We start from the raw sequence: 14,582 nt of genomic DNA on the forward strand, positions 1-14,582 counted from the left end.
GAGGAGATACGGTTCCAGATCTCCGGCGACCACACGGCCTCGGACATAGACGCTGTTCTGGATATCCTCAGGGAGTACAGGGATAAGAGGTAGAGGAGGCCGGCTATCGTCGTTTTACCCTATGACGGTTCGGTAAAAATTACGATGTAAAGCGAGGGCCTTCGATGTAATTTATACGTAGATATTTCGGAGGTGATCTCATGAGAAATGTAAAAAGTATCACGATGAGAGTTGTTTTTTCAGCTTTGATGGCGGTCGTCCTTTCCTTGTCCGCCGTGTCTGCCCAAGCTCAGGACGTCTATACGGGCAACCCCGTGGCCGCCATATTCGAGCAGGCTTCTCCCGCGGTGGTCAACATAGACACGGAGGCCATGGTGAGGCAGAGCGTGTCTCCCTTCGGGGACGATCCTTTCTTTAGGGAGTTCTTCGGAGAGAGGTTCAAGGAGTTCTCCAGGATGGTCCCTATGAGAGGGAAGGGGTCCGGTTTCATCGTCAGCGAGGACGGCAAAATCCTTACGAACAACCATGTCGTGGCCGATGCCGATACCATAACGGTAACTCTCTCGGACGGCAGGACATTCGACGCCAAGATAGTTGGTAAAGACCCGACCTTCGATCTAGCGGTTTTGAAGATAGAGGCGAAGGATCTTCCGATCCTCGAGTTGGGAGACTCGGAGACCACCAAGGTCGGCGAGTGGGCCATCGCCATAGGGAATCCACTTGGCCTGGAACATACCGTCACAGTGGGAGTTGTCTCGGCCAAGAACAGGAGCATCCACGCCAGGAACTTCAACTTCGACGGTTTCATACAGACCGATGCGGCCATAAATCCCGGCAACAGCGGAGGCCCTCTTTTGAACATGGACGGCAGGGTTATCGGCATAAATACGGCTATAATCCCTTACGCCCAGGGCATAGGATTCGCTATACCGGTGAACATGGCAAAACAGGTCATGGACGATATAGTCCGTTACGGCAAGGTCAGGAGAGGTTGGCTCGGAGTCTATATACAGCCGGTAACGAGGGACTTCGCCGAGGCCTATAAGCTCGATGGAACCGACGGGGCCGTAGTCAGCGACGTGGTTCCCGATTCTCCTGCGGCCAAGGCCGGCTTGAAGAGGGGAGACGTCATTATCTCCATCGACGGAAAGAAGGTCAAGGATCATCAGGATTTCGTTATGAAGGTCCGTCATCGTATGGCGGGAGACGAGATCGCCCTGAAGGTAGTTCGCAGGGGAGAGGAGAGGACCTTGAAGGCCAAGCTTACCGAGGTAGACGATACCGCCGGATTCGGCGAGGCGTCCGAGTTGGGAGAGATCGACATACTCGGGGTCAAGGTGGCAGTCATCACAGGCCAGCTAAAGGATAAATACGATCTTCCGTCGGAAGACGGTCTGGTGATACTGTCGGTCGAGGAGCGGTCCTCCGCGGCTATGGTCGGACTGAAGGAGGGAGACGTTATCCTGGAGGCCAACGGCCATTCCCTGAAGACCCCCTCCGATCTTGGCAGGGCCCTGAAGAACGAAAAGGGCAATGCGGTATTGTTGGTGAGAAGGGACGGAAGGACCACCTTCATATCCATATCTCTGAGGCGTTAGAGTGAGAAAAAGGAAGGGGCTCCAAAAATCGGAGCCCTTTCCTTTTGATTTTATCTATATCGACGAGTTAGCTGCATTCACTGCACTGGACCTTGTAGCCGACGCCTCTTACCGTTACGACTATGGAGTCCATCTTGTGTTCTCTGAGCTTGTCCCTGAGGTACTTTATGTGGACGTCGACCACGTTGCTGGTTCCGTCGTATTCCTTCTGCCATACCTCGGATATGATCCTCTCTCTGCTGAACACCTGGTTGTCGTGGCGCATGAGGATCTCGAGAATATCGAACTCCCGTCTTCTGAGGGGCACGGAGGTTCCGTCGACTTTGCATTCCCTCGCCACAGGATCCAGTATGAGTCTGCCGCAGGTGAGGAGAGGCCTATGGCACTGAGCGCTTCTCCTTATGAGAGAATGTACTCTGGCGATGATCTCTCTTCCGTCGCAGGGCGAGGCCACGTAGTCGTCGGCCCCTCTCTCAAACATAGCGACCAGGTCGTCCACGGTCTTATCGGCCGATATTATCAATATGGGCAGTCCCATTCCACTTTCCTTGTTGAAGTCGACCAGGTCCATCCCGCAGTTGTCCTCAGCGTCTTTTCTGTCTATTATGACGCAGTCGTACTTGTTGGACTTCAGCATCTCCAGGCCCTCCTCTGGATCGCTGATGCGGACTACGGTAAACTCTCGAGATAGATCGCTGAACAGATTCTGGCTTTCACCGACGCCTACGTTGTCCTTATCCCCTATCATAAGAATTCTCATTTATACCACCCCTGAAAAAATAGTAGATTTCATAGATGCTATCGCATCTTACGTGTATTAAAACACAACCACACTGCCTTGTCTAGAGTGAAAAAAGATTTTTGAGGGAGTTTTTTAGGGCTGCTTTTATAGTTCTTGTCCGTAGCCGATTCGGATGATACAATTAGCGCACCCAAATCTAGGATAGCCCTTTAAGAGCTTTCGTGGATTAGGGAATTCGACGGTAAAAGTCGTTTAGAGGTGAACAGTATGCTTTCCAAAGAAGAGAAGAACGTAATCATCGAGGATTTTCACTCCCATTCCACCGATACCGGGTCTCCCGAGGTCCAAGTGGCGATCCTTACCAAGAGGATCAGAGATCTGACCGAGCATCTCAAGGTGCATAAGCACGACTTCCACTCCAAGAAGGGGCTTCTTACAATGGTCGGACGTCGTAGGAAGATGTTGAGATACCTCAGGAACAAGGATTTCAACAGATACAAGACCCTTATCGAGAGGCTCGGCCTGAGACACTAAAAAAGAGTCAAAATTCGAGGTCTGAAATGCGGAGACGATTTAAATCGTCTCCGCATTTTTCGTCTTTTATGTGGTATGCTTATCCAGATCGAAAGGGATGGAAAAAACAAGGAGGAAATTTTTATGCAGGATGTTTATCGAGTGAGAGTTGGAGAAGAAGAGCTGGTCTTCGAGACCGGTAAGGTAGCCAAGCAGGCCAACGGATCGGTATGGGCCAGGCAGGGCGACACGGTCATACTTACGACCGCTTGTATGACCGATAAGCCGAGAGAGGGATTGGATTTTTTCCCCCTTCTGGTCGATTTTGAGGAGCGATTTTACTCCGCAGGGAAGATCCCCGGCGGTTTCATAAAGAGGGAGGGCCGTCCTTCCCAGACCGCTATTTTAAGTGCCAGGGTCATAGACAGGTCGATCCGTTCTCTTTTCGAGGGCTGGATGAGGCACGACGTGCACGTGGTCTCCACCGTCCTTTCTGTGGACCAGCAGAATCCGCCTAATATACTGGCAATAAACGCCGCTTCTGCGGCCCTGACCATATCCGATATCCCATGGGGTGGTCCTGTAGGTGCGGTACGTATAGGCAATATAGATGGTTCCCTGGTGGTTAACCCCACGGAGGAGATGATGGAGAACAGTTCTTTGGAGCTGGTCGTCTCCGGTCACGCCGACGGCATCACAATGGTCGAGGCGGGAGCCCAGGAGGTCCCGGAGGATCTTCTGGTGGACGCCATGGAGCTTGCCCAGGGAGAGATAAAGAGGATCGTCGATCTCCAGCTACGCATGAGAGAGGAGATCGGCAAGGACAAGATCGTAATAGATCCTCCTGTCAAGGTTCCCGAGATAGATTGCTGGGTGGAGGAGAACCTCAAGTCCGACATCGCCGAAGCCGTTATGATACACGATAAAAAACAAAGAGGCGTTGCCGTTCGAGCTCTGGAGGATAGAGCCCGGGAGCATTTTGCCGAGGAATTCCCCGATAAGGGAGGATATATATCCGGTGCCGTCGAGCATTGGGTTAAGGCCATGATGCGCAAAATCACCGTGACGGAGAAGCGCCGCGCCGACGGTCGAAAGACCGACGAACTCCGTTCTCTGAGCTGTGAGGTCGACGTCCTTCCCAAGGTTCACGGATCCGCCGTGTTTACCAGAGGGGAGACCCAGTCTCTGGCGACGGCTACTTTAGGTATGTTGGGCGAGGACGATCAGCTTATAGACGGTCTCAAACACAACGAGCCGAACAAGAGCTTCCTGCTTCACTATAACTTCCCGCCTTATTCGGTTGGAGAGGTTCGTCCCATGAGAGGACCGGGACGAAGGGAAATAGGACACGGCGCCTTAGCTGAGAGGGCCTTGACTCCCATTATTCCCGACGATACCGAATTCCCCTACGTGGTCAGGGTGGTGTCGGATATCCTTGAATCCAACGGCTCTAGCTCCCAGGCCTCCATATGTGGGGGTAGTCTGGCCCTTATGAGTGCCGGAGTTCCCATAAAGAGGCATGTTGCCGGCATAGCGATGGGACTGATCAAAGAGGGAGACGACGTCGTGGTTCTCACCGATATACAGGGACTGGAGGACCACTACGGCGACATGGACTTCAAGGTCGCCGGTACCCGCGAAGGGGTCACAGCCCTTCAGATGGACAACAAGGCCGGAGGTATAACCAGGGAGATACTGAAGCAGGCTCTAGGACAGGCCAAAGACGCCAGGATGGCGATCCTCGACGTTATGGAGCAGGCCATATCCACCCCCGGAGATCTCTCTCCCAACGCTCCCAGGATGTACACCATGATGATAAACGTGGATAAGATCCGAGACGTCATAGGCCCTGGAGGCAAGGTTATCAGGGGGATTACCCAGGAGACGGGGGCCAAGGTCAACATAGACGACGACGGTCAGATTCTGATTGCCGGAGCCTCCCAGGAAGAGGTCAACGCGGCGATCAAGATGATCGACGACATAGTCAGGGAGGTCCAGGCCGGAGAGGTCTTCCAGGGTAAGGTGACCCGTCTCATGGCCTTCGGAGCCTTCGTGGAGGTCCTGCCAGGCAAGGAGGGACTGCTCCACGTCAGCGAGATCAGTACCCACAGGGTAGGAAAGGTCGAGGATGTATTCAAACCCGGCGATCCTGTGCTGGTGATGGTCCGAGAGATCGACGATATGGGCAGGATAAACCTGACCAGAAAGAAGATTCTGGCCGACGAGTCGAAGGTCAAGGAAGCCGGACTGGAGTCCTGTCTGTCTTTCGAGGCCGAGAGGGACGAGGCTATAGCTGCCCTGCCGCCCGCACCTGCCGGCAACGACAGACGCAGGCCTGGCGGAGACGATCGTCGAAGAGGCGGTAACGGCGGTCGTAGAAACGATCGCAGATAAAATGGAGATACGTATCCCCGTGGTACGGGAAGGGGAAGCCTTAAGGCTTCCCCTTCCCGGCTATGAGACGAATGGTTCCGCCGGTATGGACCTGATAGCGGCGGAATCTGTGGTGATCCCTCAGGGAAAATGCATGACGGTGGGAACCGGAATCAGAATAGCGGTTCCCGAGGGGTTCGAGGCCCAGGTCCGACCAAGAAGCGGCCTGGCTCTCAAGAGAGGTCTGGTGGTTCCGAACTCTCCCGGAACCATAGATTCGGATTACAGAGGGGAGCTCAGGGTAATAATGATGAACCTGGGAGATAGTCCCTTCGAGGTGGCCGTAGGCGACAGGATCGCCCAATTGGTGATCGCTCCAGTCGCGAGAGCCTGCTGGGAGGAGGTCGCTACTCTGGAATCCACCGATAGAGGCTCCGGTGGATTCGGTAGCACCGGCATCTCGATCCCTTCGAGGAAGTAGTAGAGTAACGGGGACATCAAGGTCCCCTCTAGAGTTAAAGGGCCTGGTCGGTCCTTGGAAAGGCAGGTAGGAAATGTATCGTTTTTCCGGTCCCGCCGGGCAGCTTCTCGAGTCGGAGAAGGCTGTCGTCGGCGATATCTTAAAGGAATGGAAGCTTGAAAAGGGAGCTCTCGCGGCCAAGGTGAACGGAGAGGAGCTGGATCTCGACGTAGAGGTCTCCTGCGACGCCTCGGTGGAGCCCATTACCTCCGATACCGAAGAGGGTCTGGAGATATTGAGACACTCGACCGCCCATCTTTTGGCCCAGGCAGCCACAAGGCTCTTCCCGGGCGCCGTGGTCGCCATAGGTCCGGTGATAAAGGACGGTTTCTACTACGATATAGAGTTCAAGGAGCCCATCTCCGAGACGGATCTGCCCGCCTTTGAGAAGGAGATGCGCAGGATAGTCAAGAGGGGAATACCCCTGAAGCGTCAGCGAGTCTCCAGAGAAGAGGCCATAGAACTCTTCAAGGAAAGGAAGGATCCCTATAAGGTCGAGATACTGGAGGGGATAGACGACGATTCGGTCAACCTGTATTGGCAGGAGGAATACGTCGATCTCTGCCGGGGACCTCACGTTCCCAACACCAGGGTGCTTCAGAACTTCAAGCTTCTCTCCGTCGCCGGTGCCTATTGGAGAGGCGACGAGAACAATATCATGCTTACCCGTATATACGGAACCGCCTTCGCAACGAAGGAGGAACTGGAGGCCTACGTCACCAGGATGGAGGAGGCCAAGAAGAGGGATCACCGCAAAATAGGCCGTGAGCTGGGTTTGTTCTCTCTCCACAAGGAAGGCCCGGGGTTCCCGTTCTTCCATCCCAAGGGCATGGTGGTCATAAATACCCTGATAGACTTCTGGAGCAAGGTGCACAGAAAGAACGGCTACGATCAGATAAGGACTCCTCTGATTCTGAACAGAGACCTTTGGATACAGTCGGGGCATTGGGATCACTACAGGGAAAACATGTATTTTACCGAGATAGACGATCAGCCCTACGCCATAAAACCTATGAACTGTCCCGGAGGGATCCTGGTCTATAAGTCGGATCTTCACAGCTATAGGGATCTTCCCCTCAGGCTCGGCGAGCTTGGAATAGTCCATAGACACGAGAAATCCGGAGTGTTGCACGGTCTGATGAGGGTCCGTTGCTTTACCCAGGACGACGCACATCACTATTGCACTCCCGATCAGATCAAGGACGAGGTCTCCCTGATCATGGACATGGTGGACTACATATACTCCGAGGTGTTCGGCTTCAAGTTCCACGTGGAACTGTCCACCAGGCCGGATAACTCCATGGGTAGCGACGAGATGTGGGAGTTGGCCGAGAGATCTCTGAGAGAGGTGCTGGAGGAGAGGGGAACTAACTACGTTCTCAACCCCGGAGACGGAGCTTTCTACGGTCCCAAGATAGACTTCCATCTGGAGGACTGCATAGGTAGGACCTGGCAGTGTGGGACCATCCAGCTCGACTTCCAGATGCCGGAGAAGTTCGACGTCACCTACATAGGCTCGGACGGGAAGGAACATCGTCCTGCTATGCTCCACAGGACCATATTGGGAAGCATCGAGCGTTTCCTCGGCATACTGATAGAGCATTACGCAGGGGCCTTCCCCTTCTGGATCGCTCCCGTTCAGGTGAAGATTCTCGCAGTAGGGGAAGACCACGTCGATTACGCCAAGGATTTGAAGGCATTGCTCCAGGATCGGGAATATAGGGTTGAACTGGACTGTCGGGACGAAAAGCTCGGCAGGAAGATCAGAGATGCTCAGATGGAGAAGGTTCCCTTTATGCTGGTCGTCGGAGACAGAGAGCTGGAGACCGACACCGTCTCGGTCAGAGATCGGTCCGAAGGGGATAAAGGATCCATGAGCAAGGAGGATCTACTGGAGCTGCTTAAAGGGCAGTTCTCCCCCTTATAGAGAAAAACTTGCCTAAAACGGGATGTCGTGGTAACATCTCTCAAGTCACGATGTAGAAAAGAAGGGGATCCCCTCACCTGGCGACGCTTTTAGCAGTTGTCTGGTTCCAGTCGAATCATCGCGCCTTAGGGCGTAGTGTATTTCGTACTTTAGAGGGGGCCGTAGTCGGTCCCCTTTTTTTACGCCAATCATTCACGGAGGTGAACCGTTATAGCTAAGAAGCTTTCTGACGAGCCGAGAGTCAACGAGGAGATAACCGCACGAGAGGTCCTGGTTATAGACGATCAAGGTGGAAAATTGGGAGTCCTTCCCATAAGCGAAGCCCTGGATCTGTCGGCAGGAAAGGAACTGGACCTGGTGGAGGTGGCTCCGGGAGCCAAGCCGCCGGTCTGCCGCATCCTGGATTACGGTAAGTTCAGGTATCAGCAGCAGAAGCGGGAGAAGGACGCTCGTAAGAAACAGAAGACCCAGACTCTCAAGGAAATGAAGATGCGTCCGAAGATCGACGAACACGATTATAACTTCAAGACCAAGGCCATTAGGAGTTTCCTGGAGAACGGTCACAGGGTGAAGGTCTCCATATTCTTCAGGGGTAGGGAGATGGCGTTCCTGGATCGCGGTAAGGAAGTGCTGGACAGGGTAGCCAAGGACTGCGAGGACCTCGGTAAGATGGAGGGCTTTCCCCGTATGGAAGGACGTTACATGCGGATGATGATGACCCCGGTCCAGCAGAAAGAGGTCAAAAAATCCCCTAAGAGCGAAAGCGATCAAGGGGAATAATAAAAGTCGTATAAAACGGTATTCTAATATAAGGAGGAGCTCCTATGCCTAAGATGAAAACCCACTCCGGCGCTAAAAAGCGTTTCTCTTTCACCGGAACGGGAAAGGTATCCTATAAGAAATCCGGTCGCGCTCACAAGCTCAAGACGAAGAACGCCAGTCGCCTTCGTCGCCTTCGTCAGGACGGTATCCTTAACGACACTTTGACCGAGACGATGAAGAAAATGATGCCCTACGCCTAACGGCGATTTCGTAACGAGAGGTGAAGAACGATGCGTGTTGCTGCTGCCAGCTCTAGCGATAGAAAACGCAAAAAGCTGTTTTCCATAACTAAAGGTTATTTCGGAAGAAAGAAGAACGTCTATCGTCGTGCCAGGGAGGCTTTCCTCCACTCACTGACCAGAATGTACGCCGACAGGAAGCTCCGCAAGAGGGATTTCCGTCGTCTCTGGATAACCAGGATCAACGCTGCGGCCAGAATCAACGGCATGAACTACAGCAATCTGATCAACGGCTTGAAGAGGTCCGGCGTGGAGGTCAATCGCAAAATGCTTGCGGACCTGGCCGTAAACGACATGCCCGCCTTCGAGGCCCTAGCCGTCAAGGCCAAAGAGGCCTTGAACCAGGCGTAGTGAGGACATACAGCTCTATACGAGTTGAACGAGCCATCGTCGGAGGGTTCCTATCATTGATTTTGATAGGAGCCCTTCTGCTATGGGGTTTCAACTATCTTGGAGATATGCCTATCTCTCCGTTGGACGCCCTTTTCACCTCCACTTCCGCTGTCTGCGTGACCGGTCTGGCCGTGGTAGATACCGGCAGGGACCTGGTCTTTTCGTCTCAGGCGATACTCCTTCTTCTGATTCAGCTGGGAGGACTGGGAGTCATGACCGCGGCGACCTTCACCCTTTTTTTACTGCGTCGTCCCATAGGGATAAGACAGAGGCTTCTCTTTGCCGGAGGCATGGGGCTTGAGGGGCCCTCCGGTGCGGTGAGGCTCGTAGCCCGTATAGTGAAGATGACCCTTGTGATAGAGTGCTTAGCCGCTGTTCCGCTTTTTTTCGTCTTCAGCGAGACTATGTCTGCCATGGATTCCCTGTGGTGTTCGATCTTCCACAGCGTCAGCGCCTTTTGCAACGCCGGTTTCTCCCTCTTTAGCGATAGCCTGGAGGGTTACGCCACGGGGTGGCTTCTCCCGGCGGTGGTGATGTTTCTCATAGTACTAGGCGGTATCGGCTTCATCGTTTTGTGGGAGCTAGGTGAGTGGTTCAGAGGTAGAAAAAGGCTTTCCATCCATACCAGGCTAGTGCTGGTGGTAACCGTATCGTTGGTTTTTTTCGGAGCGGCCGTTCTCGCCTTGACCGAATGGGATGGTCTGCTGAGAGGGCTTTCGGTTCCCATGAAGATATGGAACGCCCTTTTCGCCTCCGTTACCTCTCGTACCGCCGGGTTCAACACCTTGCCGACCGTCGGGCTGTCCTCTCTAGGGGCTTTTTTGATCATGATCCTGATGATGATAGGGGCTTCGCCTGGCTCTACAGGAGGGGGAATGAAGACAACTACCTTCGGGCTTCTGGTCTCCTCCGCTTTTTTCAACACGAGAGGCAACTCCAACCTGGTGCTTTGGCACAGAAGCGTTCCTCAAAAGCTCGTGCTGAGGGCGATGATGCTCGCTTTTCTCTACGTGGCCACGGTTTTATTTGGTATACTCCTTCTGAACTTGGTGGAGGATATGTCGTTCAGGAGCTTGGCCTTCGAGGTCGTCTCGGCAATGGGTACGGTGGGGCTTTCCATGGGGGTGACGGCGGATCTCTCTCCTGCGGGAAAGTGGATTCTCATACTTCTGATGTTCTGGGGTAGGGTGGGGATCCTCACCTTCCTGTTCAGCCTCGCGAATATCGAAGAGTCCAGCAAGGTCAGCTACGCCGAGACCTCTATACCTATAGGATAGGAGCTGTTTTTCATGGCCCGGGAGACCAAGATGTATTTCGTCGTAGGGCTGGGGCGTTTCGGCCTCTCTCTTTGCGAGAGGTTGGTCGCTCTGGGACAGAGGGTAGTCGCGGTCGACATGGATCCTGACAAGGTGGCGGAGGTAGCCGATACGGTGGACTACGCCGCCGAGCTAGATGCCTCCGACGAGGAGGCTCTTATAAAGGTCGGGGCCAAGGAAGCCGATGTGGCCGTTGTCGCAATAGGGGAGAACGTGGAGGCCAGCATCCTCACCACCGCTATCCTCAAAGGTTTGGGAATAGATAGGCTCGTATCCAGAGCCCAGACCGCCCTTCACGCCAGGGTCCTGGCCAGAGTCGGGGCGGACAGGGTCATCTTTCCGGAAAAGGACATGGGAGTCCGTCTGGCCGAGCAGTTCGTCAACCCATGGCTGTCGAACTTCTCTCAGATACCTGGCAACGGCTACATAGTGGGAGAGCTGAAACCTCTTCCCAGTATGGTGGGAAAGAGTCTCGTTGACCTTAACTTTCGAAGTTCCTACGGAGCCTCAGTGTTACTGTTGGAGCGGGACGACGCCAAGATGATGCCAGGTCCGGATTCGGTTATAAGAGAGGGAGATAAACTGATGCTGGTCGGCGACAGGGAACGCCTGGCCGATTGGATATATAAATTGGAAAAGATAGATTCGGAAGGGGAGGTCTAGACGATGGATTTGAAACTGGATATAGAAGGGGTGAGAAGTTCCTTCCTTTCTGAGTTGGAGGATGCGAAGTCTCTGGACGATCTTAAAGACCTCCGGGTTCGCTATCTGGGCAAGAAGGGCAAGGTGACTGCCCTTTTGAAGTCTCTGGGGACGATGTCGCCGGAGGAACGTCCGGAGGCGGGTAAGGTCATAAACGAGCTAAAACAGGTCCTCGACTCGGACCTTGCCGGGAGGTCCAAAAGGGCGGAAGACGAGGCCCTGAGGAAAAAGGAGCTCGAGGAGTTCGTGGACGTTACCCAGCCCGCCAGAGGTCGCCTTTCCGGAGGAGTCCATCCGGTTATGCAGGTGATGTACGATGTCTCCGAGATACTCACCGGGCTTGGCTTTTCCGTGGCCCTTGGACCGGAGGTAGAGGACGACTTTCATAATTTCGAGGCCCTCAATATCCCCCCTCATCATCCCGCCAGGGATATGCAGGACACCTTTTATTTCGACGACGGCAGACTTCTCAGGACCCATACCTCTCCGGTACAGGTGAGGTCCATGTTGGCCTACGGGGCGCCTTTGAGGGTGGCCTGTCCCGGGAAGGTCTACAGGAGGGACAGCGACCCCACCCATTCCCCTATGTTCCATCAGATAGAGGGGCTTCTGGTGGAGGAGGACGTCTCCATAGGGGATCTCAAGGGCTGTCTGGAGGCCATGGTTTCGGCGATTTTCTCCAGGCCTCTCAAGGCTCGATACAGGGCGAGCTATTTCCCCTTCACCGAGCCGTCCATGGAGGTCGACATAGAGTGTATCGCCTGTTCCGGCAAGGATCCTTCCTGCCGGATCTGTAAGGGGACCGGATGGCTGGAGATAGGCGGTATGGGAATGGTCCATCCCGAGGTACTTCGGGCCGGAGGAGTCGATCCCGAGAGGTTCAACGGCTTCGCCTGGGGTATGGGGCTGGATCGAATAGCTATGTTGAAGTACGATCTCAGGGACCTTCGCCCTCTCTTCGAGGGAGATCTGTCCTATCTGCTCTCCGGGAGGGATGAATGATGCTGGTTTCCTGGAATTGGCTCAACGAGCTGGTGAATCTGCCTGTTTCGATGGAGACGGTGGCCGAGAGGCTTACCGTTACCGGAAACGAAATAGAGGCAATACATCGTCCGTGCGAGAAGTTGGCCGGGATTGTGGTGGCCCAGGTGACCTCGATCGTTCCACATCCTCGCAGCGGAAACCTCCTGCTGGTGGATCTCGATAGAGGGAATGGCTCGACCACCTGCGTTACCGCCGCTAAAAATCTGTCCGTAGGCGACAAGGTTCCCTATGCTCCCGGTGGCGCCACCATAGCCGACGGAACCGTGTTGAGCGACAGGGAGTTCGACGGTGTGGTCAGCTCGGGAATGATGCTTTCCGCCGAGGAGCTGGGACTTCCCGACGTGGCGGACGAGTTCGGTATACTGAGGCTCCCCGAGCATCTGACCGCAGGAGACGACGCAGTCAAGGCTCTGGGGTTGGACGATTTTATCTTAGAACTTTCCATAACCCCCAACAGGGGGGACATGTTGAGCATGAGAGGGATCGCCAGAGAGGTGATAGCCCTCTTCCCCGAGGCCTCCATGAGGAAAGGGGACGAGCCCGTTTCCCTGGGAGATCCCGACTGGGACTTCGATTTCAAAGGCATAACTCTGGAGGACGACGGATGTCCGGTCTATCTCATGGGTATGGCGGAGAGGCTGAAGATAGCTCCGTCACCTCTTGAGGCCAGAATTCGGCTAGCTCTTTGCGGAATGAGGCCGGTCAACAACGTGGTAGACGTTACCAACCTGACCATGCTCGCCCTGGGGCAGCCCCTTCATGCCTTCGATGCCGACAGGTTGCCCGATCGATCCATCTCGGTCCGTTCGGCCCTCCAAGGAGAGCGGTTCGTGACGCTGGACCACAAGGAAAGGGTCCTGGATTCGTCGGATCTCGTCATATGCAGTGGAGATAGCTCGGTGGCCCTGGCAGGGGTCATGGGAGGGTTGAACTCGGAGATAGAGGACGGCACGACGCGGTTGCTCCTGGAGAGCGCCATATTCGATTCTGCCAGGATAGGCTCGACCTCCCGCCGTCTGGGACTTCCCAGCGAGGCCTCCTATCGCTACGCCAGAGGGGTGGATCCGGAGCTTCCGGAGAGAGCCATAGACTACGCTTTCTCCCTACTGAGAGACTGGGGATGTGCGGAGGTCGCCTCCGGTGTGGCCAGAGCCTTCAGAGGCGATACGAACCGTCCGGTGGTGTCCCTGACGAAAAGAAAACTGGCTCGAATCGCCCAATGGGACGATATGGAAGAGGCGTCCTCCATCCTGTCGAGGCTGGGTCTTGTCGAGGTCGAGGTCAGTGAGGACGGCGGCGTGCGAAGTTTCAAAGTCCCTTCCTATCGTCCGGATATATCCATAGAGGAGGATCTCGTGGAGGAGGTCGCCAGGATAAGGGGATACGACGTGATACCTTCCCGAATTCCCGGATGCTCCTACGGTACGGGAAAACTGGGAGCCGTGACTGCGACATCGAGAGAGCTGAGGTCGCTCGCCATCGCCAGAGGGTACGTGGAGGTGGTCTCTTACAGCTTCCATTCGCCTAAATACGGAGAGACGCTGCGCCTCGAGGATGACCCCAGAGGTCGTTTTCTCTCCCTCAGCAATCCGATAAGCGGAGAGCTGTCCGTAATGAGATCGACTATGTTACCCGGACTTCTGGAGTCCCTGAGGCGGACCCTGAGGTCGGGCTGGAGAGGTCCCGTCAGGCTTTTCGAGTCCGGAAGGGTCTTCAGGCTGGACGAAAGGGACGAATTGATCGAGTTCGACAGGGTCTCCGGTCTGGTCTATCCCGGCAAGGATACACGCAGCCCTTACGGTGAATCCGTCGTAGACGATCTGCTGTCGGTGAAGGCGGACGTGCAGTCCTTCGGATTTTCCAGAAATGTCCGTTTCTCCTTCGTTCAAGGAGAGGAGCCTTTCGGACATCTTGGGCAAACGGCCCATATCGTGTATGATGGTGCGGTGATAGGCTTTATGGTAAGGCTGAAGCCGGCCATAGAGAGCGAGTTGGACCTGGACGGCCCGGTTTACTGCTTCGAGTTCGATCTGGCTCCTCTGCTTGAGGATCCGGTCTTGAGGTTCGGACAGGGCTCCTCTTATCCTCCGGTTTTCAGGGACGTATCCTTGCTGGCAGATTCCTCCGTATCGGTCGAATCCGTGATTGGTGACGTAGAAGACCTCGCCGACGACCTTCTAGATAAGGTCAGGCTGTTCGATATATACGATGGGAAAGGAATCCCCGAGGGCAAGAGGAGTCTGGCGTTTTCCATGGCCTACAGAAGCTCGGACAGAACCCTTAAGGACAAAGAGGTCGATTCCGTACACGATAAACTGAGGTCCAGGCTGGAAGAAAAAGGCTATTCTCTCCGCTGATCTGCGGAGCCATAAACGGGTATTCCCAAAATCTAA

At 54.7% G+C, this 14,582-nt stretch carries 13 protein-coding genes; 12 read left to right on the forward strand and 1 reads right to left on the reverse strand.

Annotated features, from left to right (window positions below):
- Positions 1–200 precede the first annotated feature (200 nt).
- Positions 201–1,598 (forward strand): Do family serine endopeptidase, encoded by a 1,398-nt coding sequence (locus L2W48_RS11670; RefSeq protein WP_236100032.1) that lies wholly within the window; start codon positions 201–203, stop codon positions 1,596–1,598.
- Positions 1,599–1,665: 67 nt separating this feature from the next.
- Here the strand turns inward: L2W48_RS11670 and L2W48_RS11675 are convergent, their stop codons facing one another.
- The gene (locus tag L2W48_RS11675; protein WP_236100033.1) at positions 1,666–2,358 is read right to left on the reverse strand and encodes a response regulator transcription factor; all 693 of its coding nucleotides are present in this window, start codon (positions 2,356–2,358) and stop codon (positions 1,666–1,668) included.
- Between the two features lie 249 nt (positions 2,359–2,607).
- Between L2W48_RS11675 and rpsO the strand changes: the two genes are divergently transcribed.
- From rpsO to pheT, 11 genes are all read left to right on the forward strand, one after another.
- The gene (gene rpsO / locus L2W48_RS11680) at positions 2,608–2,874 is read left to right on the forward strand and encodes a 30S ribosomal protein S15 (protein ID WP_005661854.1); all 267 of its coding nucleotides are present in this window, start codon (positions 2,608–2,610) and stop codon (positions 2,872–2,874) included.
- Between the two features lie 123 nt (positions 2,875–2,997).
- Positions 2,998–5,247: a polyribonucleotide nucleotidyltransferase gene (locus tag L2W48_RS11685; protein ID WP_236100034.1), complete on the forward strand. Its 2,250-nt coding sequence runs from the start codon at positions 2,998–3,000 to the stop codon at positions 5,245–5,247.
- 1 nt (position 5,248) lies between these two features.
- Complete coding sequence (dut, locus tag L2W48_RS11690; RefSeq protein WP_236100035.1) at positions 5,249–5,707, forward strand: dUTP diphosphatase; 459 nt, start codon at positions 5,249–5,251, stop codon at positions 5,705–5,707.
- Positions 5,708–5,780: 73 nt separating this feature from the next.
- The gene (thrS, locus tag L2W48_RS11695) at positions 5,781–7,673 is read left to right on the forward strand and encodes a threonine--tRNA ligase (protein ID WP_236100036.1); all 1,893 of its coding nucleotides are present in this window, start codon (positions 5,781–5,783) and stop codon (positions 7,671–7,673) included.
- 210 nt (positions 7,674–7,883) lie between these two features.
- Positions 7,884–8,453, forward strand: a complete 570-nt coding sequence (gene infC / locus L2W48_RS11700; protein ID WP_236114961.1) for a translation initiation factor IF-3 — start codon at positions 7,884–7,886, stop codon at positions 8,451–8,453.
- 44 nt (positions 8,454–8,497) lie between these two features.
- Entirely contained in the window at positions 8,498–8,695 is a 198-nt protein-coding gene (rpmI, locus tag L2W48_RS11705; RefSeq protein ID WP_236100037.1) for a 50S ribosomal protein L35, read from the forward strand.
- A gap of 30 nt (positions 8,696–8,725) precedes the next feature.
- Positions 8,726–9,085 carry a 50S ribosomal protein L20 gene (gene rplT, locus L2W48_RS11710; RefSeq protein ID WP_236100038.1) on the forward strand — a complete coding sequence of 120 codons (360 nt, stop codon included), beginning with the start codon at positions 8,726–8,728 and terminating at the stop codon, positions 9,083–9,085.
- 56 nt (positions 9,086–9,141) lie between these two features.
- Positions 9,142–10,404, forward strand: coding sequence for a TrkH family potassium uptake protein (locus tag L2W48_RS11715; RefSeq protein WP_236100039.1), 1,263 nt, complete (start codon positions 9,142–9,144; stop codon positions 10,402–10,404).
- A gap of 12 nt (positions 10,405–10,416) precedes the next feature.
- Positions 10,417–11,106 carry a potassium channel family protein gene (locus L2W48_RS11720; protein WP_236100040.1) on the forward strand — a complete coding sequence of 230 codons (690 nt, stop codon included), beginning with the start codon at positions 10,417–10,419 and terminating at the stop codon, positions 11,104–11,106.
- Between the two features lie 3 nt (positions 11,107–11,109).
- Entirely contained in the window at positions 11,110–12,147 is a 1,038-nt protein-coding gene (pheS, locus tag L2W48_RS11725; RefSeq protein WP_236100041.1) for a phenylalanine--tRNA ligase subunit alpha, read from the forward strand.
- A complete protein-coding gene (gene pheT, locus L2W48_RS11730) occupies positions 12,144–14,546 on the forward strand; it encodes a phenylalanine--tRNA ligase subunit beta (RefSeq protein WP_236100042.1) in 2,403 nt (800 codons plus the stop codon). The genes pheS and pheT overlap by 4 nt, the downstream gene beginning before the upstream one ends.
- Positions 14,547–14,582 lie beyond the last annotated feature (36 nt).

This window comes from Dethiosulfovibrio russensis (assembly GCF_021568855.1).
GTDB classification, from domain to species: Bacteria; Synergistota; Synergistia; order Synergistales; family Dethiosulfovibrionaceae; genus Dethiosulfovibrio; species Dethiosulfovibrio russensis.

Coding starts and splice junctions, on each gene's coding strand:
- L2W48_RS11670 (WP_236100032.1), top strand. CDS start 201: ATGAGAAATGTAAAAAGTATCACGATGAGAGTTGTTTTTTCAGCTTTG.
- L2W48_RS11675 (WP_236100033.1), bottom strand. CDS start 2,358: ATGAGAATTCTTATGATAGGGGATAAGGACAACGTAGGCGTCGGTGAA.
- rpsO (WP_005661854.1), top strand. CDS start 2,608: ATGCTTTCCAAAGAAGAGAAGAACGTAATCATCGAGGATTTTCACTCC.
- L2W48_RS11685 (WP_236100034.1), top strand. CDS start 2,998: ATGCAGGATGTTTATCGAGTGAGAGTTGGAGAAGAAGAGCTGGTCTTC.
- dut (WP_236100035.1), top strand. CDS start 5,249: ATGGAGATACGTATCCCCGTGGTACGGGAAGGGGAAGCCTTAAGGCTT.
- thrS (WP_236100036.1), top strand. CDS start 5,781: ATGTATCGTTTTTCCGGTCCCGCCGGGCAGCTTCTCGAGTCGGAGAAG.
- rpmI (WP_236100037.1), top strand. CDS start 8,498: ATGCCTAAGATGAAAACCCACTCCGGCGCTAAAAAGCGTTTCTCTTTC.
- rplT (WP_236100038.1), top strand. CDS start 8,726: ATGCGTGTTGCTGCTGCCAGCTCTAGCGATAGAAAACGCAAAAAGCTG.
- L2W48_RS11720 (WP_236100040.1), top strand. CDS start 10,417: ATGGCCCGGGAGACCAAGATGTATTTCGTCGTAGGGCTGGGGCGTTTC.
- pheS (WP_236100041.1), top strand. CDS start 11,110: ATGGATTTGAAACTGGATATAGAAGGGGTGAGAAGTTCCTTCCTTTCT.
- pheT (WP_236100042.1), top strand. CDS start 12,144: ATGATGCTGGTTTCCTGGAATTGGCTCAACGAGCTGGTGAATCTGCCT.